The following is a 22,260-nucleotide window of genomic DNA, read 5'->3' on the forward strand; positions in this document are numbered from 1 at the left end:
ACGCGGGGGAGCTCCCCGAAACAAACATCATCCGGCGTGCCCGAGGCATGCTCCCGCTTCATCCCTGATTCAAAAGAGCAAAAATGAAAAAGATCAGTCTAACTCTTTCTTTCCTGACTTCAGCTCCTCGATCGATTCTCCTTCCTCGATCTTCTCCTCGAGCTGACGAAGGAGGATATCGACCTCCTCAGGGCTCGGGATCCCGCCGAGGATCGATTCGTCAAGGGCCTGAGCCGCCTCCGCTCCCTCCTCTTCGGGCATCTCCTCGGTCGCCCCGAGGAACTTCGCGCTCTGTTTCACCAGGCTCGAAACCTCGAACGGGAAGATGATCTTCGTCGCCTGCCCTTCGGCCATCTGTTTGAGGGCGTCGAGCGAGAGAACCGTGATCGCCTTCTTGTCCAGCGGTCTGGACCCGAGGGAGAGGATCCGCAGCCCCTGGGCCTCGCCCTGCGCCTGCAGGATCTTCGAGAGCCGCTCGCCCTCAGCACGGAGCACCTTGCTCTGCCGGTCGCCCTCGGCCTGGAGGATCATGGACTGCCGCTCGCCCTCGGCACGGAGAATTGCGGAACGCTTGTCACCCTCGGCACGGAGGATTGCCGCACGCCGCTCACGTTCGGCCGCGGTCTGCTCGGTCATCGCCTGCTTGACCGCACCCACCGGATCGACCTCCTTGATCTCCACCCGCTCGACCTTCACCCCCCACTGATCGGTCTCGCGGTCCAGAATGTCGCGGAGTTTGGTATTGATCAGTTCCCGGTTGTACAGGATCTCGTCGAGTTCCATGTCCCCGATGATCCCCCTCAGACTGGTCTGGGCCAGGGCGACCGTCGCCATCCCATAGTTCGAGACCTCGAAGAACGCCTTCTCAGGGTCGACCACACGAGTATACACGATCGCATCGACATTGGTCGGCGAGTTGTCCTTGGTGATCACCTCCTGCGAGGGGACGTCCATCACCAGGGTCCTGAGGTCGAGTTTCTCTACTACGGTGATGACCGGGAAAACCCACCGGAAACCGGGATTCAATCGCCCGATATATTTCCCGAGCCGGATCTGTAATCCCTGCTCGTAAGGCTGGACAATCACGACCCCCTTGGACATGATATAGATCACGACCAGGATCAGAAAGATCGTGATGAGATTGCTGACGATCTCTTCAAGTACCATTATTTCATCTCCTCCACCACAATGTGCACCCCCTCGGAACGCACGACAACCACCTTCGTCCCTGCCGGGATAATACCGTCTACTGAGCGGGCACTCCACTCGACCCCCTCGATCGCGACCTTGCCGCGGATGCTCTCGGGTTCGACCTCTTTCGTCACCAGCCCTTCAAGCCCGATGACCGAATCGCGGCTGAGGGTTGTGGGGGGATTCTCATCGGGGGTGATCCGGGAATAGAACCAGACCGTTACCGCTGCAGCAGCAAGAGCCGTGACAACTCCCGCGATGACACCGATCGGTGAGCCGAAGACATCGACCCCGAGTACAAAGAGGGTTCCGAGGATGATCATCACCGTACCCGGGACCGCGATGAAAAAGCCCGGATTTGTTGCTTCTATCAAGAGAAAGAGGGCGCCAAGGACGATGAGGATCCATCCGATAGAGATGCCCAGCACTTCCATGGGTTGAAATTGGTCCCTCAAGATATAAAGATGCCCAATCAAGAGAATAGGACTCATAATAGAGCATATAAGGTATAGAATGTAGATGAAGCCATATAGATGGGGAATGGGGATCCCACGATCACGGCCGTCTGAATCTCATCTATTCGTTCCCGCAGATACTCCCCGGTCGTCCCCATACACTCATAAAATCACCCTGATACTGATATCGTTATCGGATTTCGGATGTGGTGACATGATGCATGTTCGAAATCCCCCCTCTTGAGATCAATCCCGGAGGCTGGCCACCCCCCGAACCCCCGCATCTGGAGAGAAGAAGGGACCGCACCGTGTCCTTCAGATCCTCAGGCTCCGTCTCCCCTGCCCGATCATGAGAGGAACCCCCGGCTTTGTAGAATTTTTCATGAGGCGAGCGCCTGCCTCAAGCATACGGGATGAAAATTTCTCGTCGCTTGATCGCTCTTTTTCAAGACAGGAGTACTCGTAGAGACCTCACGCAATCGCCGCCCCCACCTATCCTCATCATGGGGGGTCCGGGAGGCAACACCTCCCGGGGCGAGATGGCAGGGAAATCTCGACGATGGGGGCGGTCGATCCATCAGAAGAATATTCTATCCTCTGCGTATCGGCTTCAAAGGGATATGGCAAGTTCAAACGCTCATGCAAACCTGAGGAGAGGATCGTCAGGATCATTTTCATAGTAATTCACCATGAACCCGGGTTCAAGCATACGCGATGAAAATTCTCGTTGGTCTCCAGGGTGTGTGGATCCATGCTCATTCGTCGGAGCAGGGCACCACCTCGGGCCACCACCTCCTTGCCGCCCCCCGGTTATCTTCGTCGTGAGGGGTCCGGGAGGCAACACCTCCCGGCGTGATTCATAGGGAACGGCAACGGATTCGGTTCACAGGCGGTCTGGGTGGATGAAAAACGGATGATTTCTACAGAGCCATAAAAGCAAACGAAACCGATAATAATCCCATAAAAACAATTAAAATCAACAATAATAATATCAATAAAATGTTAAATTCAGAAAATTTATAAATAATATAAATTGGATCTATTATTCTGGCGAGCAGGTGAGCAAGATACGTGAGATCCCGATACAGAAACGGTATGCCCTCGGCTGGTACCACGAAGGAGTCACCCACCTCTCGATGCACGAATACGAGGAGGCCCTCTCGTATTTCGACCGCGCCCTCAAGGCCGTACCCGACCACCCGGACTTTCTGATCGGCAAAGGCGAGGTCCTGATGGCCTTCGGAGAATATATTGACGCGTACGAATGTTTCCTTGCAGCCGCAACCGCCGAACCGGAAAACCTCAAGGGGTGCATCCTCCTCGGCACCGCCCTCCTCAAACTCCGGAGATACGAACCTGCCGACGAGGCCTTTCTCGCCGCGATCACCCTCAACCGGTACGACGGCGATGCCTGGCTCGGCCACGCCATCGCCTGTTATCATCGTGGTGAAGAAGCAAGGGCAAAGGATGCGTTTCTCACCTCCTACCGTTTCAAACCCGATCAGCCCGAACTGATGTATTACCTTGCCAGGACCGCCGATTCAGATCAGGAAGCGATCGGCTACCTCGCCAGGGGGTGCCGGCTCGACCCGAAGAACATCGACCTCATCACCGAGATCGCCGCGCGGCTCATGAACATCGGACGGTTCGATGATGCCGCCATCTTCTGCAGGCGCGCCTGCGAACTCTGCCCGGAACATCCCAACGTCAGAGCAGTCGCCGGGAGGTACAGGGAAGCACAGAAAAAACGGAGGATTTAATCTCTGAGAAGGGCGACGCGCGAGCCCTTCGGCACACCGACCATCTCCGCGATCGTCTCGCACTTGACCGCCATCAGATGCGCGACCGGCGGAAAGTCGTCGTACTCGGTCAGCGACTCGTAGTTTGCCATTCCCTTCGCGATGACCAGCGTGCACCGGTCAAGGGCGTCGAGCAGTTCAGGCGGGGCCACGTCCAGGTTCACCCCGAGCTCGCGCTCGCCGGCCGTCGTCGTCAGCACCCGGTCGGCAAGCGCGTCCAACCCGAGGGCACGGGCGTCCTCGACCGTCGCATCGTTGAGGATCGGAGCGCCCCTCACCACGACGGTCACCTCGGCTCCCGCGTCCTTGAGATACCGGATCAGGAGACGGTCAAAGACCACTTCGCCGCAGTTGTCGGTCAGATACACCACCCGGTCGCAGAGAGAGAGGATCGCATCGGTCTCATCGATGGTCAGACCCTGCGAGAACTCTTCATCAAAGAACGCAAGAAAGTCGTCGGTCACCTGATGGGACTGGACACCATAGTCGAAGGTATTGGCGAGGACCGCCGCGCAGACATAGTCCCTGAAGGTCAAGAGCCGCGGCCCGACCACCGCCGCGGCGGCGAGGGCGTCGGCATTGTTCTCCTGTTTGAGCGCGAGATAGGGATCGTCCGAACCGATCATCTCGTAGGCGCAACGGTGAACGGCGCTCGCAATGACCGGAGCCGCCATCCCGGCCTCCCGGCCGGATGCAAGGACTTCGGCCGCCGCGTCCCGCACCGCTGTGATCCGCGCCGGATCATCGAGCACCAGGCCCGCCTCATAGACGACTCGCGAGAGGAGACAATCAGTACACCGTGGCTGAAATTTCATAAAAACACCAAAAACAAAGAAATGGGGTCACCGCGATTCGAACGCGGGTCAGAAGACCCCCAGTCTCCTAGGATGGTCCAGGCTACCCTATGACCCCAATGACTCATTACTATTCGACCTCACGATATATGTACTCTTCCGTCCGGCACCCATGCCCGGCAAAGTTTTGGGGTGCGCTGGCCTTCCCAACGTCTGGAACGCAGGATACCAAAGACCCTGCTCTGCAGATACCCCTGGCTCGACGATTTTACCGGGGGACCGGCCATCCACGGACCTACCCACGATGAAGATGGGCGAGGGCGGCGATTGAGGGGTTTCCCCTGTCGCGAGGAGAGGGATCCCTACAGGCCCTGAAACGCTGCCCAGAGCAATGTTCAACCCCATATGCTTGAACCCGGGGTTCATGCCGAATTACCATGAAAATGATCCCGATGATCGACTCTCCAGATTTAGATGATGACCGGCCCTCTTCAGGATCTCTCACGGGCGATACGCAGAGAAAATAATACCCCCTCTGAATAAGAGCATATCCCAAAAGTATCTGGACTGATCAGCCGTGCCGCCCACCGAGAGAAGAAAGCGTGTTTCCTTGCTCTCTCCCGCCGGGGGGAGACCCCCCGGACCCCCCACGACGAAGATAGCCAAGGGGCGGCAGCAATCTCTTGAACGACGCCGTACTTCTGAAACGTCTTCTCGTCACATATCAAGGCCGGAGAGTTTTGGGATGACCTCTAATTCTGTCCTCTGCCTTCCCCGCCCCCTCTTCATCCCGGGAGTCCGGGGGCAGGACACCCGGCGCGATTCATGGGGGAAGGCGTGATGATCAGACGTGCCGCCCGCATCGCAGATTCATCACCGCCGTCTCGCGCCGGGAGGCGGCGATGAAACCCCATCTTCAAGATACCCTGTCGCGATTGAAAGGGATCCGCCCACACGCTGAAGCGCTGCTCAGAATATTTTCATCGCATATGCCTGAACCCCGGGTTCATGCCCGATTCTACAAAACTACAAACCCAAAAAAGATGAGTGCCCCCTGAAAGGCACACCGCTCAGATCCTGAGCTGCTTGAATTTTTCCACGTTTTTCGTAAGCGCTTCGAGTTCGCTGTCGGTAATCTGCATCCTGCTCCCAAGGATGTCCACCTCATGGAGGAGTTGCTGGATCCTGACGTACATGATGTACATGATAAAGAGCTGGATGACGATCACGATACCAAGAATGATGAGGAGAATTCCATCCATCCCAAATGCTTCTGCTGCCATCTAGTTTTTCCCCCTGAACAGTGTTCTTGCAAGACGCTCAATGAAACCTTCACGCTCCACCGCGCCGTCGTCATGATACTCACAGCCTGCGATCTCTGCGGCGATCCTCTTGATCGCCCTCGAAGCCGGACTGGTCGGGTGTTTGATCACGATCGGCGTCTTATAGGCCGCCGACTCACGGACAAACGTGTCTTCCGGGACGGCACCCAGGGACTGGACCCCCAGCGACTTCTCGATCTTGCGCTCGACAAAATCGACATTGTCTCGCCCGGCCCGGTTGATGATCGCATACCTGACATTCCCCCCGACCAGTTCGGTCAGGATCTTGGTCTTCAGCCCGTCGACAATCGAGGAGAGCTCCGGGTTGACGACAAGGATTACCTCGTCGGCGATCGCGAGCGGGACCACCCCGTCCCTGCTGATGCCCGCCGGAGCGTCGATGAGGAGATAGTCGCACCGGTTGACAAGATCGTGCATCACCTCGCGGAGGCGGTCGGGGTTGGCGTCCTGGAAACCCTGAAGCGATATCCCACAGGGCACGACCTTCAGGCCGGCAGGACCCTCGTAGGCCGCTTCTTCGACGGTCGCCTTTCCGGCAAGCACCTCATGGAGGGTGACCGGGACGTTCTCGAGCCCGAGGAGGATCCCGATGTTTGCCATGCCCACATCGGCGTCGAGGATATAGGTTTCCTTGCCAAGTTGTGCGAGCGCCGTCCCGAGATTGACCGTCATGGTCGTCTTGCCCGTTCCGCCCTTGCCTGAAGCAATCGTATACGCTTTGATCATCTCATTCCTCGCCTGTTTCTGTCTCTCGTCGTGCGGGTACCAGGTACGGCCCTACAGCCACTGCTGCAGCACCTCCACGGCATCGTGCTCCATGTCCTGTACCCACGTCTCAGGAATGTTGTGCTCGGTGTGCAGGATCCCGACCAGACTGGAGCCCTTGTGCTGGATACCGAAGAGCATCACCGTCGGGTCGTCGGGGAGCCTGCCCTCGGAGAAGACATAACTGTACTTCGCGGCATCCGACGCTGCGTCTCCCCCAGAAGAGGCGACGACAAGACCGTCGTCGGTCGAGATCGTAAAGGCGTCAAGATAATACTTCTCACAGAGCGCCTTCATGCTCTCCATAATATCGGCACGCCCCCTGATGAGTTCGATCTCAAGGGGGGGCTTCTCCCATTCGACCTCACGGGAACGCTGGATATGCTTGAAAAGTTTGAACATATCCACCGGGGCCTGGGCCGTCCCCCCGACGATCTCCCGCAGAAGCCCGGCCTGCTGGCGCTCCTGATTGTCGACCCTGACCTCTTCGAGAAGACCCCTGACTCTGACCATCTGGAGCACACACGCCGCGATGCCCACCCCGATCAGGGTGAGAAGGACGACAATGATCTCCCCCAAAACAACAAGCGTTGTTCCGTCATCCATACTCTTTCTTCACTCCTTTTTCCTTGTTTTCCCCTACAAGATGACCGAGTTCCAGGCGATCGAGTATCGAGACGTAACTGCCCTTCAGATCGGCCGCCATCTGGTCGGTGTCAATCTCATCCAGAGCGGCCAGATCCCTGAGAACAGGATCCTCACGCGGCATCTCTGCAGGCGCCCGGGTGTGTCGCTCCCCCTCTACACGTTTCCCCGGCACGGGCCCACGACCTGCATCCTTTGGAACAGAGGGCGCGGGTTGGGGTGCATCCCCCACCTCGCGCCTGCGCACGGGCGGGGCCGGGCGGGGGACGGGCGGCTGCCGGTCGTCCCCGACCTGACATCCCTGATTGAACTCGCGGGCAAGGGCGAGTTGCGGCGCCGTCAGGGAGTAGAGAGCCACCTCGCCGGGGTCCTTCATCTCCCTGACCTTTCCGATCACCGGGGCGCCGTGCTCGCACCCCCCGCCGGCGAGGACACAGAGACCTCCCGAGAAGACGAGGGTAAAGCTGTCGGAACCAGAGTTAAAAATGGCATATCCCGTGAAACCAGAATGGTTCAGACCCTCAAGTATCTCCAGACCGGGCTCATTCCGTCTGATCTCAACGAAGCACCCCCTGGGCACCTGAAGGCGAGTGGCCTTCCCCCCCGCCGGCAGAGGTTCGACTTTGCGGGTGTCGGCAGGGCGGACCGGGGGGGGCGGCACCTCCGAACGCGAGACCGAGGCCTTTGCATTGAACTCGGCCGCCAGACGGATCTGCGGCCCGCTCAGGAGATAGAGGGCCACCTCAACCGGGCCGTCCCCGAGATTCCTGACCGCCTCCCATGCAGGCGTGCCCTGATGGTCCAGATACTCGGCAAGGATACAGGTACCTTCCGAGAACACCAGCGAGATCGAGGCACCCTCATGGTTCACCATCGCATGGCCTGAGAAGGAGGTCTCTGCCATCTCAGCGAGTACGGAAGATAAAGGTATATCGCGTCTGATGGAAGAGAAGTTACCTCTCGGAATATCCATTACTAGGTTGAAGTGTTTGTAGATATTATAAATATACGTTAATTGGGCGAAATAGAACAAAATATATATGACTTCGAAATGGTAAGAATTTGGATTTAAAAATATGCCTATCCACGATACGGCCGGACAGAAGTTCAGACATTAAAAAAGAAGGTTTTCAAACCGAAAACGGATATGGAGCAGGCCGATCCACCCATTCACCTTACAAAGACAAAAAATCCGAAAAATTTCAACAAATATCACTGAGAGTTCCGGGAAGGGGAATTTGAGCACCCTTTATCGAGAAGGACGCCCCATACTAGCACCAAGAGAAAGCAAAATATGTTATATGAGCAGAGGCAAGGTAAGGTGGGCATGACAGAACAACTGGGATTGAAGGAGAGGATCAACCGGTTCATCAAGGACATCATGGGAGTGGAGGGCGTCCGGGCCTGTGTCCTCTCCTCCAGAGACGGAATCCTGATGGGCAAGGCATTTTCCGACGACATATCAGTACCCTCTTTTGCTGCCATGAGCGCGACGCTCCTGGCATCCGCCGAAGCAGCCGCCAGCATCGCACACGTCCCCGCCCCGCAGAAGATCGTAGCCACCAGCGAGGGCGCACTGATGATGGTGATCAGCGCCGGGGAACGGACGCTTATCGCCGCAATACTCAAAGATGACACCGACCAGGAAGCGGCCTACACGGCTCTGACAGAGATCGCGCGCGAGATCGCGGAGGTACTGTGATGTATTCAGTCATGGTCATCGACGACAGCCCGTTCATCGTCGATGTCTTCGTCACGATGCTGGAGCGCGGAGGATACCGTGCGATTGCAGCGTACAGCGGAGAAGAAGGGCTTGAAATCCTCAAAACGATGACACCCGACCTCATCCTCCTCGACATCATGATGGAACCGATGGACGGATGGGAGACCCTCGAGAACATCAAGATCAACCCGGCGACCAGAGAAATCCCGGTGCTGATGCTGACCGCCAAGCAATTGACCCCCGACGAAGCCGAAGGCTACGGGTCGTACATCGAGGACTATATTCTCAAACCGATCACCCACCGCGAACTCTACGAGGCGATCGAACGGGTGCTCCAGCGCCGCGAGGTGATTCGAAACGACGTCGAACGCGCGCAGCAGGTCGGCCTGGATCGACACCTCGTCGACGAATATGCCAGACTTGCCAAGGGCGTCGACGTGAACACCCGGCTGCTGCGCATCCTCGAGACCACCTACAATATCAAAGACTCCAAAGCGAGTGAGAAGATCTCGCTTGCAATCAAGAATATGGAGAACAGCATCAGGTTCCAGGAAGGCAGACTCAAACAGATCAAGGAAGATATCGAGGCCCTCCAGCAGAAACAGATCCAATAAAAGTATTCAGCAGAGGCCGGCAACACCGTGCCGGGTCCGGCCGCCCTATTTTTCTTTTCCGATCAGCGCAACAGCCAGCGACAGCACCGCGATGATGGCCACCGTCCCGGCCACATCATAGACATCAAGCGGTTCCAGCCCATAGACCAGGATCTTGCGCACCATCGCGGTGAGGCCCGCGATGAGGATCGGCCTGACCTGGAGCCGGCAGGTTCTGAAGTAGGCCGTCACTGTCTCGAGAATCTCGATGATGATGATCGTAACCAGGAGCGCATGCAGGACCGCAAGCACCCCTTCGGTCATCGACCCCCCGTCCAGGATGACGAAAAACCGGAGTGCAACATCGTAGAGCGAAATGACCGCAAGGAGAGAGAGCACCGCGGCGATCACCAGGTAGATGGCCGAATTGACCCCCATGATCGCGCGTATCGCCCACCCCATGCCCGGATGACACTCATCTCCGTTTTTCATCAGCCGATATTGCAGATCGGAGCAATTAAATCTTATCACTCCCCATAGAGACGTGTGCAGTCGGGAGCGTATGACCGTACGGTCCCGAAAGCCTTATCTGCTCTGAAAACATTGTAATAGTGCTGTCTGGACATTGGGCCCATAGCTCAGTTAGGTAGAGCGCCTGGCTTTTAACCAGGTGGTCGGGGGTTCAAATCCCTCTAGGCCCGCTTCCATGGCGCAGACTGTGGTTTTTACGTGGTGATAACCTGAACTTGACTCTTTCTCACCCGGGGGACAAAAATTGAGCACCAGATTTAATGTTATAGAGCACGATATGGTGCCGGATCACCAGAAAATGAGCGAAGGAGAGGTTGCGGAACTGCTGTCCCGTTACCAGATCACGCTCGAACAACTGCCACGGATCTACGGCGACGATCCGGCAGTGAAGTCAATCGAGGCAACAACCGGAGACGTCATCAGGATTATTCGGAAAAGTCAGACAGCAGGACTTGCCGAGTCGTATCGGTACGTGGTCAAGAGACCGAAAAAATAACCGGGGCGGATAAACCTGTTAGACAGAAGTATTTTATCGCGGGCATACTTCTCAGGCGATCATGTCGCCCGCCACCAGCTGGACTCGTTCAATCATTTCCTTGAACACAACCTCCAGAAGGTCGTGGACGAACAGCGCATCATCGAGACCGACATCGAGAACAGAGGCAAGAACAGCGAGGCGGTCTGGGTCGAACTCGGAACGATCCGTGTTAAGAAACCGATGGTCAGGGAGGCCGACGGTTCACAGAGCACGCTCTTCCCCACCGAGGCGCGCCTGCGCAATCTCACCTATGCGGCGCCGCTCGAACTGGACATGACGCTGGTCCAGGGAGACATCCGCGGCGAACCCATCACAACGACAATCGGGCAGTTGCCCATCATGGTCGGATCGATGGCCTGCAACCTCTCGGAGGTCTCCAGAGACGAGCAGGCTGACCACGGCGAGGATCCGTACGATCCGGGCGGTTACTTCATCGTGAACGGTTCTGAACGGGTGCTGATGACCCTCGAGGACCTTGCCTCCAACAAGATCATGACCGAGTTCACCGAGCGGTACAACGAACGGATCTACGTGGCGAAGGTCTTCTCGCAGTACCGCGGCTACCGTGCACTCGTCGTCGTTGAGAAAAACAAGAAGAACCTCCTCGAAGTCTCGTTCCCATCGGTCGCCGGGCACCTCCGCTTCGTCGACCTGATGCGGGCCCTCGGCCTGGGGACCGACCGGGAGATCGTGGAGGCCGTCTCGACCGACGAGGAGATCCTCACCTACATGATGCAGAACCTCGAGGAGTCCGAATGCGACTCAGTCGAGAGCGGCGTCATGTATGTGGGCAAGAAACTCGCGCCCAACCAGACGAAGGAATACCAGCGTCGGCGGGCCGAGTTCGTCCTCGACTCCTATCTCCTGCCGCACCTCAACTACCTGATGCCTGAGAACCTCAAAGAGGGTGACGAAGGCTACGAAAAGACCGTCGAGAGCGTCAGACTCGCAAAGGCCCATTATCTCGGCCGCATGGCCGAGGCATGCTTCGACCTCGTCCTCGGGCGGCGGAAGGTCGACGACAAAGACCACTACTCGAACAAGCGGCTCAAACTCGCCGGCGACCTGATGGAAGACCTCTTCAGGATCTCCCTCAACCGCCTCACCAGAGACATCAAGTACCAGCTCGAGCGGGCGAGCATGCGCCACCGCGACCTCTCGATCTCGACCGCGGTCAGGGCCGACGTGCTCACCGAACGGCTCCTTCACCCCCTGGCTACAGGGAACTGGGTCGGCGGGCGGACCGGCGTCTCCCAGTTGATGGACCGGACCGACCGGATGAGCGTGCTCTCGCACCTGCGCCGCGTCATCTCGCCGCTGTCCAGGTCACAGCCCCACTTCGAGGCCCGTGACCTGCACCCGACCCAGTGGGGACGGATCTGTCCGTCCGAGACCCCGGAAGGTCCGAACTGTGGTCTTGTGAAGAACTTTGCACAGATGGTAGAGATCTCGAAAGGCTATGACAATACAGAGGAGGTCAAGAACATCTTTTACAACCTCGGCGTCGAACCGCTGACCCTCGGGATCGGAGGTGAGCAACAGTGAAGAAATCACGCGTATTCCTTGACGGTTCGCTCATCGGGCTGGTCGAAAACCCGAAAGAACTCGTCGACAAGGCCAGAGCGATGCGCCGACACGGCGCGATCTCCCCCGAGGTGAACATCGCCTTCGAGGAGTTCAACGGCGATGTGGTCATCAACACCGACCGCGGCCGGGCGCGCCGCCCCCTCATCGTTCTCAAGGACGGCAAGCCCCTTATCACCAACGAAGACCTTGCACAGGTTGAGAACAGGGAAGAGACCTTCGGCGACCTGATCAAACAGGGGGTCATCGAGTTCGTCGACGCCGAGGAGGAGGAGAACCTCTTCATCGCGATCACCGAGGACGGGGTCACCCCCGAACACACTCACCTCGAGATCGATCCCTCACTGATTCTCGGGATCGGGGCGGCGCACGTTCCTTTCCCTGAACACAACGCATCACCACGTGTTACGATGGGTGCAGGCATGGTCAAGCAGGCCCTGGGCTTCGCGACCGCCAACATGAAACTGCGTCCCGACACCAGGGCCAACTTCCTCCACTACGCCCAGAAGCCGATGGTCTACACCCAGGCCTCCGACCTGATCGGCTCTGACGAACGGCCAGCCGGCCAGAACTTCGTCGTGGGCATTCTCTCGTACGAAGGGTACAATATCGAGGACGCCCTCATCTTCAACAAGGCCTCCATCGAGCGCGGCCTTGGCAGATCCCACTTCTTCAGAACCTACGAGGGCGAAGAGCGGCGGTATCCGGGCGGCCAGGTGGACCGGATCGAGATCCCGGACGAAGAGGTCTCGGGCGCTCACGGTGCGGAGTACTACCAGAACCTCGACGACGACGGGATCATCAACCCCGAGACCGTCGTGCGCGAGAAGGACGTCCTCATCGGGAAGACCTCGCCGCCGCGGTTCCTCGAGGAACCGAGCGGCGAACTGATCGCCGTCGAGAAGCGGCGCGACACCTCGGTGACGATGCGCAGCAACGAGCACGGGATCGTAGACACGGTGATCATCACCGAGGGCGAGAACTCGGCCCGTCTCGTCAAGGTGCGGACCCGCGACCTCAGGGTGCCTGAAGTGGGCGACAAGTTCGCGTCCAGGCACGGGCAGAAGGGTGTCGTCGGCTGGATCGTTCCACAGGAGGACATGCCCTTCACCGAGGCCGGGATCGCTCCCGACCTCGTCATCAACCCGCACGCCGTCCCGAGCCGGATGACCATCGGGCATATGCTCGAGATGCTCGGCGGCAAGGTCGGTGCCCTGGAAGGCCGGCGGATCGACGCCACGCCCTTCCGCGGCGAGAAGGAAGAGGACATGCGCGAGGCCCTCAAGAGACTCGGGTTCTCGCACACCGGCCGTGAAGTGATGTACGACGGCTACACCGGCAAGCACTTCCATGCCGACATCTACGTCGGGGTCATCTACTACCAGAAACTCTACCACATGGTATCCTCGAAGATGCACGCCCGGTCCCGCGGCCCGATCCAGGTGCTCACCAGGCAGCCGACCGAAGGGCGTGCCCGCGAGGGTGGTCTCAGGTTCGGTGAGATGGAGCGCGACGTGATGATCGGACACGGCGCCGCCATGGCCCTCAAGGAACGGCTGCTCGATGAGTCCGACAAGGTCGAGCAGTACGTCTGCGCCAAGTGTGGGATGATCGCGATGGTCGACCGCAAGCGCAACGTGACCCGGTGCCTCAACTGCGACAGCGAGACCGATATCTACCCTGTAGAAATGAGTTATGCATTCAAACTTCTCCTCGACGAGATGAAGAGCATGGGCATCGCACCCAGGATGCGGCTGGAAGACATGGTATAGGGGGGATGAGGAGATGACAAGCCCGAAGAGAGTTGGAAAGATCGAGTTCGGCCTGCTCTCGCCGAAGGAGATCCGCCAGGTATCGGTCAGGAAGATCATCTGGGCCGATACCTATGACGACGACGGTTATCCCTATTCACAGGGGTTGATGGACCTCCACCTCGGAGTCATCGACCCGGGGATGCGATGCAAGACCTGTGGCCAGAAAGCAAGCGACTGCCCCGGCCACTTCGGCCATATCGAACTCGCAAAGCCGGTAATCCACGTCGGATACACCCGGCTGATCAGGAAACTCCTGCGAGTCACCTGCCGCAGCTGCGGCAGGCTTCTCCTCTCGCCCGAGGAGATCACCAGGATCGTCGGGGACGAAAAAGAGGACGTCATCGGCGAACTGGTCACCGAGAAAGATATCAAGAAAGAACGGGTCTGCCCGTACTGCGGCGAGCAGCAGCTGAAGGTCAACTTCGAGAAACCGACGACCTTCTCGGAAGTCGTCGTCACCGTCGACGACGCCGGGAAGGAGAAGAAGGAAGAGCACAAACTCACCCCGGCCGACATCCGTGCCAGGCTCGAGCGGATCCCTGACGACGACCTCCGCCTCCTCGGGATCGACCCGACGGTGGCGCGGCCCGAGTGGACGATCCTGACCGTGCTCCCGGTCCCGCCGGTGACGATGCGGCCGTCGATCATCCTGGAGAACGGACAGCGGTCCGAGGACGACCTGACCCACAAACTCGTCGATATCATCAGGATCAACCAGCGTTTCAAGGAGAACCAGGACGCCGGTGCCCCGCAGCTGATCATCGAGGATCTCTGGGAACTCCTTCAGTACCATGTGACCACCTACATGGACAACGAGGTGGCCGGGTGCCCGCCGGCACGCCACCGGTCCGGTCGTCCTCTCAAGACGCTTTCACAGCGTCTGAAGGGGAAGGACGGACGGTTCAGGGGTTCGCTCTCAGGGAAGCGTGTGAACTTCTCGGCCCGTACGGTCATCTCGCCAAGCCCGTACCTCAGGGTGAACGAGGTCGGGGTACCGCTGGCCATCGCCAACGAGATGTCGGTTCCGGTCCCGGTCACGTCGCAGAACATCGAGGTGGCCAGGTCATATGTCCTGAACGGCCCCGTACGCAAGCTCCTCACCGACCCGCCGGGCGCTAACTATGTCATCCGCCCGGACCAGCGGCGTATCCGTCTCTCCGATGAGAACAAAGAGGACGTCGCCGAGCAGCTCGAGCCCGGCTGGACGGTCGAGCGGCAGATGCAGGACGGCGACCTCGTCCTCTTCAACCGTCAGCCTTCCCTGCACCGGATGTCGATCATGGCCCATCACATCAAGGTCATGGACGGCAAGACGTTCAGGTTAAACCCGGCGGTCTGTCCCCCGTACAACGCCGACTTCGATGGCGACGAGATGAACCTCCACGTCCCGCAGACCGAGGAGGCGCGGGCCGAGGCCGAGATCCTGGTCAATGTCCAGGAGAACATCCGCTCGCCGCGTTTCGGCGGACCGATCATCGGCGGCATCCACGATCACATTTCAGGGATCTTCCTCCTGACCCACACAAAGCGGTGGTTCGACAAGAGCGAGACCCTCTATATGCTGCGGAACGTCGAGTTCGACCACCTCCCCGAGCCTGAAAAGGTCGAGGATGGGAAGCCCTACTGGACAAACAAGCAGGTCTTCTCGATGATCCTCCCGGATAAGATCAACATGATCTTCAAGGCCTCCTCCTGCGAGCACTGTGAGGTCTGCAAGCGGGAGATGTGCGAACGTGACGCCTATGTCAGGATCAAAGACGGCGAACTCATCACCGGCACCATCGATAAAAAGGCGATCGGCGCTTTCGACGGTGAGATCGTCAACCGGATCATCCGCCAGTACTCCCAGAAGCGGGGCGCGCAGTTCATCAACGACGTGACCCGGCTCTCCATCCGCGGTATCATGCACGACGGGTTCTCGTTCGGTATCGACGACGAAGATCTGTCCAAGACCGAGTACGGGCTCATCTACGAGATGCTCGACAAGGCCGAGGACGACGTCCGTCGGCGGATCCAGATCTACGAGGAAGGGCAACTCGAACCGATGCCGGGCCGTACCGAGGAGGAGACCCTGGAGATGCAGATCATGCAGGTGCTCGGCAAGGCTCGTGACCGCACCGGTGAGATCGCGTCCAGACACCTGGGTCTCTCAAACAGTGCTGTGGTGATGGCGGTCTCCGGTGCTCGTGGTTCGATCCTGAACCTGACCCAGATGGCCGGTTGTGTCGGGCAGCAGTCTGTCCGTGGTGAGCGTATCGTGCGTGGGTACGACCAGCGGACCCTGCCGCACTTCAAGCGCGGCGACCGGGGTGCCGGGGCCCACGGGTTTGTCAGGTCTTCGTACAAGACCGGGCTCAACCCGACCGAGTTCTTCTTCCATGCCATCGGTGGGCGTGAAGGTCTGGTCGATACGGCGGTCAGGACGTCGCAGAGCGGGTACCTGCAGCGGCGGATGATCAACGCTCTCCAGGACCTCAAGGTCGAGTATGACCGGTCGGTGCGGACGACCGGCGGGCGGATCCTCCAGTTCAAGTTCGGCGAGGACGGGACCGACCCGACAAAGAGCAACTATGGTGAACCGGTGGACGTGAAAGGCGTAATCGAGAACGTACTCAAGGAGGAGATCTGATGATGGACGAAGCGATGCGGGCCACCATCGAAGCGGCCGATGTCCCCGACAGTACCAAAAACGACATGATCAAGTACCTCGAAGACAAGGAGTTGACCCCTGAACAGTTCGAGACGATCATGAACGGGATCACCAAAGAATACACACGGACCAGGATCGAGCCCTGCGAGGCCTGCGGGATCATCGCAGCCCAGTCCCTGGGCGAGCCCGGTACGCAGATGACGATGCGTACGTTCCACTACGCGGGTGTGGCCGAGATCAACGTTACCCTCGGTCTCCCGCGTCTCATCGAGATCATGGACGCCCGCAAGGAACCGTCCACCCCGACGATGACCATCTATCTCCAGCCGGAGTATGCCTCGGACCGTGACAGGGCCCGTGAGGTCTCCTGGCAGATCGAGGCGGCGCCGCTCCACGAATTCGGCGACATCGTCACCGACATGGCCAACATGAAGGTGGAGATGCGGCTGAACCCCGCGGTCTGCGACAAGCGCAAGATCTCGGTGGAGGAGATCATGGAGCGGGCTCCGCAGAAGATCAAGGACCGCCGCCACTACCGGGACTTCGAGTCCGACTCGGACGTCGCCGAGGCGAGGATCACCTTCTACCCCAAAAACGAGAGTTACCAGAATCTCTTCCAGCTTGCCGAGCATGTCAGAGGCGTGATCGTGCAGGGGATCGACGACATCGAGCGGGTCGTCGTTCGGAAAGAGAAGGGAGAGTATATACTTTATACTGAAGGCTCCAACCTAAAAGACGTGTTCGAGGTCGTGGGTGTCGACACCACCCGTACCCGCACAAACAATATCAACGAGATCTCCCAGATTCTCGGGATCGAAGCGGCACGAAACGCGATCATCGACGAGATGAAGAACACCCTGGGCGAACAGGGTATCTCGGTCGATGTGCGCCACATCATGCTCATTGCAGATATGATGTGCATGGACGGCGAGGTCAAGCAGATCGGGAGGCACGGGATCGCAGGCGAGAAGGAGAGCGTCCTTTCGCGTGCAGCCTTCGAGGTGACGGTCAACCACCTCCTCGATGCGGCGGTCGCCCATGAGACCGATATCCTCAACGGCGTGACCGAGAACGTCATCGTCGGCCAGCCGATCCAGCTCGGGACCGGGGACGTCAAGTTGATTGCAAAACCCTTACACCAGGAGAATTAAAAATGGACTTTAACGAGTCTTTAAGAAGAGCTATAAAAACCGGAGAGGTCTTCCTTGGGCAGAACTCGACCGAAGAGTGTGTCAAGGCAGGGAAGGCCAAACTCGTAGTCGTCGCAAAGAACTGCCCTGCAGCGTTCAAAGAGGCCATGCTGGGCCGCGAGGACGTCGAGACATATGTCTACAATGATTCAGGTGTCCAGCTCGGGAAAGCATGCGGAAAGCCGTTTGTTGTCAGCGCACTCGCCATTGTAGACGCGGGTGAGTCCGACATCCTCAGCATCAAGAGGGCCTAAATGGCGGAAATTAAAATTACCGAAGACTGCATGCGGTTGATCTCCCAGTTCGAGAACATGACCGGCGCCGGGAGCCGCGACTGTATCGTCGACGAGCGGAACGACCGGATCATATTTGTCATCAATCCTGGCGATATGGGGCTTGCAATCGGGAAGCGGGGTTCGACGATCAAGAAGGCGTCCGAGGTCTTCGGCAAGAGGATCGAGGTCGTCGAGTACTCGGACGAGCCCGAACAGTTCATCAAGAACTGTTTCCTGCCCGCCCAGGTCACTTCTGTCGCTTTCGAAGAGGATGAAGAGGTCGGGACGGTTGCGTATGTGGACGTAAAGGCCGAAGAACGCGGTCTTGCCATCGGGAAGGAGGGCAAGAACATTTTCAAGGCAAAGAAGCTCGCAGCACGGCAGCACAGCATCGGAGATGTGCAGCTCGTGCAGGACGACGAGGGCTTCTAAGCTTCTTTTTTTCTGACGACCGGATCGTCTATATAGCGGAGCGGCACCTGTGCCGTCATGGTACTGAAGGCGCTCTTTCTCAACTGCACCCTGAAATACTCCCCTGAGGTCTCGAACACCGAGGCGTTGATCCGCAAGGCCGCGGCGATCTTCCATGACCTGGAGGTGGAGAGCGAGGTGGTGCGGGTCACCGACTATGCCGTCAGGTTCGGGACGTCGTCGGACGAGGGGGATGGTGACGAGTGGGCGCGGATCCTCCAAAAGATCAAAGACTGTGATATCCTGGTGATCGGGTCGCCGATCTGGTTCGGGGTCAGGTCATCGGTGGCTCAGCTGGTCATCGAGCGTCTGGACGGAACCTATGCCGAGGGCGACCCCGGGAGCGGGCAGTACCCCCTGTACGGGAAGGTGGCCGGGGTGATCGTCACCGGCAACGAGGACGGGGCCCACACGGTGGCGGCCCACACGCTCTTCAACCTCACCCATCTGGGTTGCACCGTCCCGCCGAATGCCGACTGCTACTGGGTGGGAGACGCGGGGCCAGGGCCGAGTTATATCGAGGCCGGGGGCGACCGCCACCTGTACACCAACCGGACGGTCCGCTACATGGTCCACAACCTCGCGTTCATGGCCGGACTCCTGAAGGAGCACCCGATCCCGACGAACCTGAAGGCGCTCGACGAGGAGGCGAGGGCGGTCAGCCGGTGAGGTCTTCCCTGGAATGCCGGACGGAAGGGGGGTGTCGGTCTTCGATGAGATGTGGGAAGGCACTTTGATGAGAACGGCCGCCCCCAATCGTAGAATATTTCCTGCCATCTCGCGCTGGGGGAAAATCTCCGGACCCCCCACGACGAAGATAGCCGAGTGGTGGCATGATGCTCGACTTCGATTCGCTCCTCGTTCGTAAGGATGAGGCGTGCTTTCCCCTCATGAAAAATTCTACCGGTCCAGAGAGTCATTTTTTTCTTCGCGCCCGGTTTGCACCCGGTTTGCATCAGGCGATATCTCGCCGAAAGCCTTCGTTCGATGATCGGAGCATGCATGCGCCTTACTCCCGGTCGTTTGCACTCGCGCCCGGATCACGGCCGGAGAGACCTGCCTCATGATCGCCGGTGCCGGGTGTTCTCCGGATCGTGTGCAAATTATCGGGGGTAGCTGTACACACTTCTCTCTATGTACTCTGTACACAGATCCAGGTGAGGATAGGGTTTTTTTCATCGACCACCACGTTTGCACCCGCGGGTGCAAACCGGGCGCGAGGATAGAAAGGTCGGGTCCGTCGTCGTTGGTCGGGGCGTCTGTCTTCGTTGTCTCCTCGCGGTGGACCTGGTGATCGAACGAGACATAATGTTCCCTGGGTTTTGTAGAATCGGGCATGAACGTCGGGTTCAAGCATACGTGATGAAAATTTCTCGTCACTTGCTCTCTCTCTTTTCAAGAAAGGAGAATCGGGGGGATCGTGTTCCATCGCCGGCCCCACGATGATCTGATGGGCCGCCCCCCATCGTAGAATCTTCCCCGCCATCTCACGCCGGGGGGAAACCCCCCGGACCCCCCACGACGAAGATAGCCGAGGGGCGGCAGGTCAAGAGATCTCTGCCCTTTCCCCTGTCACGAGGAGAAGGATCAAGGATCATCTCACACCATGGAGACCTGCACTATGAAATTTTCATCCCGTATGCTTGAGCCGGGGGTTCATGCCGAATTCTACATCGAAGTCCTGGGACAGGAGATCAAAATAGATATGGGGGCGAATGTCGAATTCGTCGGAGGTCTTGCTCTCTGGGAGTGGAGATACATGAATAACCTCCTCTTTTGAGGGAAAACTTCCGGTAGACGAAGGACTCTCAGAGGCAGAGATTGCAGAGCGGCCCACTCTTCCCGACCCGGTGGTCACGGCGTTCCTGTGTGGAGAGTGGTGTGACTGAGGCATGTTCCTGGTTCATGCCTGATTCTGCAAATTCGATCGTTTTATCTCGCCCGGCGAAGAGGGACATTCATGGAGATCGCATTCAGGGGCCCGGTCCTCTTTGTCAGGGACATTGAGCGTGCAAAGGAATTCTATATCAACGTCCTGGAACAGGAGGTGAGCCTGGACCTGGGGGTGAATGTCGGGTTTGTCGGGGGACTTGCCCTCTGGGAGCGAGGGTACGTGAACGACCTCCTCTTTGAGGGGAAGATGGCGGCAGACGAGGGGGCTCCACGAATGGAGGTGTACTTCGAGACGAGAGAGATCAGGGAGGTGGCACGCCGCGCCGGGGCGGCCGGGGTCAGGTTCCTCCACCCTCTCACCGAACAGCCCTGGGCCCAGTTGGCGGTGCGGTTCTACGACCCTGACGGCCACCTGATCGAGGTGGCCGAACCGATGGACGCGGTGGTCCTCCGCCTCGCCAACGAGGGGCTCTCCGAGGCGGAGATCGCAGAGCGGACCTTCCTCCCCGGACCGGTGGTCGCGGCGTTCCTCCGCGGAGAGTGCTGTGACTGAGGTGAGGTTCAGGGAGGTGCAACACCTCTCCCATCCCCTGATCTGGCTGATCGTCATCGGGATCACTGCGCTGGCCTGGTGGTCGGCGGTGCAGCAACTCTTCCTTGGCGTGCCCTTCGGGACCAATCCTGCTCCCGACGAAGTGGTCGTCCTCATCTTCGTCATCTTCGGCCTGCTCTTCCCTCTCTTCGCTCTCGTCATGACCCTCACGGTCGAGATGCGGGAGGATGGGATCTATTACCGACTCTTCCCGCTTCACCTCACCTTCAGGGTGATCCCCTGGGTGGAGATCAGGGACATGGAGGCCTGCACCTACCGCCCCCTGGCCGAGTTCGGAGGGTGGGGGATCAGGTGGGGCGGCCGGAACCGGAGGGCCTACACCACCGGGGGCAACCGCGGGGTGCGAGTACATCTGAGAGACGGGCGTATGATCCTCCTCGGGAGCCGGGAGCCGGAGGTGCTCGTTGCCGCGGGGCGGACAGTCAGGGGTGCTCCCGCATGTCCATGTACCTCACAAGCCTGACCGACTTATACATGAAGTAACCGACGACGGCAAAGGTGACGACCGGCGAGACGTACGAAGGGATATGCAGCCCGAAGGCGTCGAGGAGCATCACCAGGCCCAGACAGAGTATGGAGTACATCGCTCCGTTCTTGAGGAAGACATAGCGCCTGATCCTTTCGATGTTCCCGACGGTCACCTGCCGCACCACCACGGCCCCGATCCCGTTGCCGAGAATGATCAGGGGAACCGAGAAGGTGAAGGCAAAGGCGCCGAGGACGCCGTCGATGGAGAAGGTAGCGTCGATCACCTCGAGGTAGAAGATCTTCGAGATGTCAGAGAGTTGTGCCTCTTTCAGTTGCTGTTCTTTGAGTTCGGCGTTGTTCCGGAACCCCTGCACGATAAAAAATGCCGTCGAGCCCATGACCGCGCCGAAGGCCATGAGTGGTTGGCGGTTGATCGCAAACCAGACGATGACGGCAAGGGCCACCGAGACAGCGGCATAGAACCAGACGCCCTTCTCGGCAAAGTAGCGTTCGCCCCGCAGCCCGAACTCCTTGGGTTCGAGAAAGATCCAGTGGAGAAAGAGAAAGACCAGGAATGTCCCGCCGAAGGCAAGAAGGATGGGTGCCGACTCCTCGATCGCCCCGGCCACCGCCGGGTCGTCGGAGAAGGTGGCGGTGAGCGCCCCGACCGGGCCGAGGGCCGGGGTCGTCGCCCAGACGATGAGCCAGGGCAGGACGCCCCGCACCACAAATACCGCAAGAAGCAGACCCCAGAGAAGGAACCAGCGCCTGGCCCGCTCCCCCATCGTCCCGAGTACCTCGGCGTTGATGATGGCGTTGTCGATGGAGGAGATGGTCTCGAAAAGACAGAGGCCCGCCACCGTGAGGACGATCCCGAGGAGGTCGAGCATGGGCGATCACGGGGAGATGGATCTCTGAGACGATA

At 58.9% G+C, this 22,260-nt stretch carries 23 protein-coding genes and 2 tRNA genes; 15 read left to right on the plus strand and 10 right to left on the minus strand.

Features of this window, described 5'->3' with window-relative positions:
- Positions 1-93: 93 nt before the first annotated feature.
- Positions 94-1,167, minus strand: a complete 1,074-nt coding sequence (locus tag E2N92_RS04930; protein ID WP_220682581.1) for an SPFH domain-containing protein — start codon at positions 1,165-1,167, stop codon at positions 94-96.
- Positions 1,167-1,625 (minus strand): NfeD family protein, encoded by a 459-nt coding sequence (locus E2N92_RS04935; RefSeq protein WP_220682582.1) that lies wholly within the window; start codon positions 1,623-1,625, stop codon positions 1,167-1,169. Before E2N92_RS04935 ends, E2N92_RS04930 begins: the two co-directional genes overlap by 1 nt.
- 1,079 nt (positions 1,626-2,704) lie before the next feature.
- Between E2N92_RS04935 and E2N92_RS04940 the strand changes: the two genes are divergently transcribed.
- Positions 2,705-3,406 carry a tetratricopeptide repeat protein gene (locus tag E2N92_RS04940; RefSeq protein ID WP_220682583.1) on the plus strand — a complete coding sequence of 234 codons (702 nt, stop codon included), beginning with the start codon at positions 2,705-2,707 and terminating at the stop codon, positions 3,404-3,406.
- Here E2N92_RS04940 and E2N92_RS04945 read toward each other — a convergent pair.
- The 6 genes from E2N92_RS04945 to E2N92_RS04970 all read right to left on the minus strand — a co-directional run bounded on the left by E2N92_RS04945 (position 3,403) and on the right by E2N92_RS04970 (position 7,896).
- Entirely contained in the window at positions 3,403-4,260 is an 858-nt protein-coding gene (locus E2N92_RS04945; protein ID WP_220682584.1) for a damage-control phosphatase ARMT1 family protein, read from the minus strand. The genes E2N92_RS04940 and E2N92_RS04945 overlap by 4 nt on opposite strands.
- A 22-nt stretch (positions 4,261-4,282) precedes the next feature.
- Positions 4,283-4,357: transfer RNA gene (locus E2N92_RS04950), tRNA-Pro, on the minus strand.
- Positions 4,358-5,309: 952 nt separating this feature from the next.
- A complete protein-coding gene (locus E2N92_RS04955) occupies positions 5,310-5,522 on the minus strand; it encodes a hypothetical protein (protein ID WP_220682585.1) in 213 nt (70 codons plus the stop codon).
- Positions 5,523-6,308 carry a cell division ATPase MinD gene (gene minD / locus E2N92_RS04960; protein ID WP_220682586.1) on the minus strand — a complete coding sequence of 262 codons (786 nt, stop codon included), beginning with the start codon at positions 6,306-6,308 and terminating at the stop codon, positions 5,523-5,525.
- A gap of 51 nt (positions 6,309-6,359) precedes the next feature.
- Positions 6,360-6,953 (minus strand): hypothetical protein, encoded by a 594-nt coding sequence (locus E2N92_RS04965; RefSeq protein WP_220682587.1) that lies wholly within the window; start codon positions 6,951-6,953, stop codon positions 6,360-6,362.
- Entirely contained in the window at positions 6,946-7,896 is a 951-nt protein-coding gene (locus E2N92_RS04970; RefSeq protein WP_220682588.1) for a hypothetical protein, read from the minus strand. Before E2N92_RS04970 ends, E2N92_RS04965 begins: the two co-directional genes overlap by 8 nt.
- Positions 7,897-8,319: 423 nt before the next feature.
- Here E2N92_RS04970 and E2N92_RS04975 point away from each other — a divergent pair, with 423 nt between their 5' ends.
- On the plus strand, positions 8,320-8,694 hold the full coding sequence (locus E2N92_RS04975; protein ID WP_220682589.1) for a roadblock/LC7 domain-containing protein: 375 nt from the start codon (positions 8,320-8,322) through the stop codon (positions 8,692-8,694).
- Entirely contained in the window at positions 8,694-9,329 is a 636-nt protein-coding gene (locus E2N92_RS04980; RefSeq protein ID WP_220682590.1) for a response regulator, read from the plus strand. Before E2N92_RS04975 ends, E2N92_RS04980 begins: the two co-directional genes overlap by 1 nt.
- 45 nt (positions 9,330-9,374) lie before the next feature.
- Here E2N92_RS04980 and E2N92_RS04985 read toward each other — a convergent pair whose 3' ends face one another.
- Positions 9,375-9,800, minus strand: coding sequence for a phosphate-starvation-inducible PsiE family protein (locus tag E2N92_RS04985; RefSeq protein WP_220682591.1), 426 nt, complete (start codon positions 9,798-9,800; stop codon positions 9,375-9,377).
- 135 nt (positions 9,801-9,935) lie between these two features.
- Between E2N92_RS04985 and E2N92_RS04990 the strand changes: the two genes are divergently transcribed.
- The 12 genes from E2N92_RS04990 (at position 9,936) to E2N92_RS05045 (ending at position 21,330) form a co-directional block, all read left to right on the plus strand.
- Positions 9,936-10,009: transfer RNA gene (locus E2N92_RS04990), tRNA-Lys, on the plus strand.
- Positions 10,010-10,083: 74 nt separating this feature from the next.
- Positions 10,084-10,335: a DNA-directed RNA polymerase subunit H gene (locus E2N92_RS04995; RefSeq protein WP_220682592.1), complete on the plus strand. Its 252-nt coding sequence runs from the start codon at positions 10,084-10,086 to the stop codon at positions 10,333-10,335.
- A gap of 15 nt (positions 10,336-10,350) precedes the next feature.
- Positions 10,351-11,922, plus strand: a complete 1,572-nt coding sequence (locus E2N92_RS05000) for a DNA-directed RNA polymerase subunit B'' (protein WP_220682948.1) — start codon at positions 10,351-10,353, stop codon at positions 11,920-11,922.
- On the plus strand, positions 11,919-13,733 hold the full coding sequence (gene rpoB, locus E2N92_RS05005; RefSeq protein WP_220682593.1) for a DNA-directed RNA polymerase subunit B: 1,815 nt from the start codon (positions 11,919-11,921) through the stop codon (positions 13,731-13,733). The genes E2N92_RS05000 and rpoB overlap by 4 nt, the downstream gene beginning before the upstream one ends.
- Before the next feature lie 13 nt (positions 13,734-13,746).
- Positions 13,747-16,404: a DNA-directed RNA polymerase subunit A' gene (locus E2N92_RS05010; RefSeq protein WP_220682594.1), complete on the plus strand. Its 2,658-nt coding sequence runs from the start codon at positions 13,747-13,749 to the stop codon at positions 16,402-16,404.
- A 14-nt stretch (positions 16,405-16,418) separates the two neighbouring features.
- Positions 16,419-17,576, plus strand: a complete 1,158-nt coding sequence (rpoA2, locus tag E2N92_RS05015) for a DNA-directed RNA polymerase subunit A'' (RefSeq protein WP_425515765.1) — start codon at positions 16,419-16,421, stop codon at positions 17,574-17,576.
- Positions 17,577-17,578: 2 nt separating this feature from the next.
- Entirely contained in the window at positions 17,579-17,869 is a 291-nt protein-coding gene (locus E2N92_RS05020; RefSeq protein ID WP_220682596.1) for a 50S ribosomal protein L30e, read from the plus strand.
- Positions 17,870-18,322: a NusA-like transcription termination signal-binding factor gene (locus E2N92_RS05025; RefSeq protein ID WP_220682597.1), complete on the plus strand. Its 453-nt coding sequence runs from the start codon at positions 17,870-17,872 to the stop codon at positions 18,320-18,322.
- Between the two features lie 57 nt (positions 18,323-18,379).
- Positions 18,380-19,030 (plus strand): flavodoxin family protein, encoded by a 651-nt coding sequence (locus E2N92_RS05030; protein ID WP_220682598.1) that lies wholly within the window; start codon positions 18,380-18,382, stop codon positions 19,028-19,030.
- Between the two features lie 937 nt (positions 19,031-19,967).
- Entirely contained in the window at positions 19,968-20,141 is a 174-nt protein-coding gene (locus E2N92_RS05035) for a VOC family protein (protein WP_220682599.1), read from the plus strand.
- Positions 20,142-20,321: 180 nt separating this feature from the next.
- Positions 20,322-20,807 (plus strand): VOC family protein, encoded by a 486-nt coding sequence (locus E2N92_RS05040; RefSeq protein ID WP_220682600.1) that lies wholly within the window; start codon positions 20,322-20,324, stop codon positions 20,805-20,807.
- On the plus strand, positions 20,800-21,330 hold the full coding sequence (locus tag E2N92_RS05045; RefSeq protein WP_220682601.1) for a DUF6141 family protein: 531 nt from the start codon (positions 20,800-20,802) through the stop codon (positions 21,328-21,330). Before E2N92_RS05040 ends, E2N92_RS05045 begins: the two co-directional genes overlap by 8 nt.
- On the opposite strand, the gene E2N92_RS05050 is transcribed toward E2N92_RS05045, so the two are convergent.
- A complete protein-coding gene (locus E2N92_RS05050) occupies positions 21,290-22,225 on the minus strand; it encodes a DUF475 domain-containing protein (RefSeq protein WP_220682602.1) in 936 nt (311 codons plus the stop codon). The genes E2N92_RS05045 and E2N92_RS05050 overlap by 41 nt on opposite strands.
- Positions 22,226-22,260 lie beyond the last annotated feature (35 nt).

The sequence above is a fragment of the Methanofollis formosanus genome, from assembly GCF_019633745.1.
In the GTDB taxonomy this organism is placed as follows: Archaea; Halobacteriota; Methanomicrobia; order Methanomicrobiales; family Methanofollaceae; genus Methanofollis; species Methanofollis formosanus.

Bases quoted from the DNA above. Each gene is read 5' to 3' on its own strand.
- E2N92_RS05030 (WP_220682598.1), top strand. From the start codon at position 18,380: ATGGTACTGAAGGCGCTCTTTCTCAACTGCACCCTGAAATACTCCCCT.
- E2N92_RS05025 (WP_220682597.1), top strand. From the start codon at position 17,870: ATGGCGGAAATTAAAATTACCGAAGACTGCATGCGGTTGATCTCCCAG.
- E2N92_RS05040 (WP_220682600.1), top strand. From the start codon at position 20,322: ATGGAGATCGCATTCAGGGGCCCGGTCCTCTTTGTCAGGGACATTGAG.
- E2N92_RS04955 (WP_220682585.1), bottom strand. From the start codon at position 5,522: ATGGCAGCAGAAGCATTTGGGATGGATGGAATTCTCCTCATCATTCTT.
- E2N92_RS04935 (WP_220682582.1), bottom strand. From the start codon at position 1,625: ATGGAAGTGCTGGGCATCTCTATCGGATGGATCCTCATCGTCCTTGGC.
- E2N92_RS04980 (WP_220682590.1), top strand. From the start codon at position 8,694: ATGTATTCAGTCATGGTCATCGACGACAGCCCGTTCATCGTCGATGTC.
- E2N92_RS04985 (WP_220682591.1), bottom strand. From the start codon at position 9,800: ATGAAAAACGGAGATGAGTGTCATCCGGGCATGGGGTGGGCGATACGC.
- E2N92_RS05010 (WP_220682594.1), top strand. From the start codon at position 13,747: ATGACAAGCCCGAAGAGAGTTGGAAAGATCGAGTTCGGCCTGCTCTCG.
- E2N92_RS04965 (WP_220682587.1), bottom strand. From the start codon at position 6,953: ATGGATGACGGAACAACGCTTGTTGTTTTGGGGGAGATCATTGTCGTC.
- E2N92_RS05035 (WP_220682599.1), top strand. From the start codon at position 19,968: ATGGAGACCTGCACTATGAAATTTTCATCCCGTATGCTTGAGCCGGGG.
- minD (WP_220682586.1), bottom strand. From the start codon at position 6,308: ATGATCAAAGCGTATACGATTGCTTCAGGCAAGGGCGGAACGGGCAAG.
- E2N92_RS04975 (WP_220682589.1), top strand. From the start codon at position 8,320: ATGACAGAACAACTGGGATTGAAGGAGAGGATCAACCGGTTCATCAAG.
- E2N92_RS04945 (WP_220682584.1), bottom strand. From the start codon at position 4,260: ATGAAATTTCAGCCACGGTGTACTGATTGTCTCCTCTCGCGAGTCGTC.
- E2N92_RS04930 (WP_220682581.1), bottom strand. From the start codon at position 1,167: ATGGTACTTGAAGAGATCGTCAGCAATCTCATCACGATCTTTCTGATC.
- E2N92_RS04970 (WP_220682588.1), bottom strand. From the start codon at position 7,896: ATGGCAGAGACCTCCTTCTCAGGCCATGCGATGGTGAACCATGAGGGT.
- E2N92_RS05050 (WP_220682602.1), bottom strand. From the start codon at position 22,225: ATGCTCGACCTCCTCGGGATCGTCCTCACGGTGGCGGGCCTCTGTCTT.
- rpoA2 (WP_425515765.1), top strand. From the start codon at position 16,419: ATGCGGGCCACCATCGAAGCGGCCGATGTCCCCGACAGTACCAAAAAC.
- E2N92_RS05020 (WP_220682596.1), top strand. From the start codon at position 17,579: ATGGACTTTAACGAGTCTTTAAGAAGAGCTATAAAAACCGGAGAGGTC.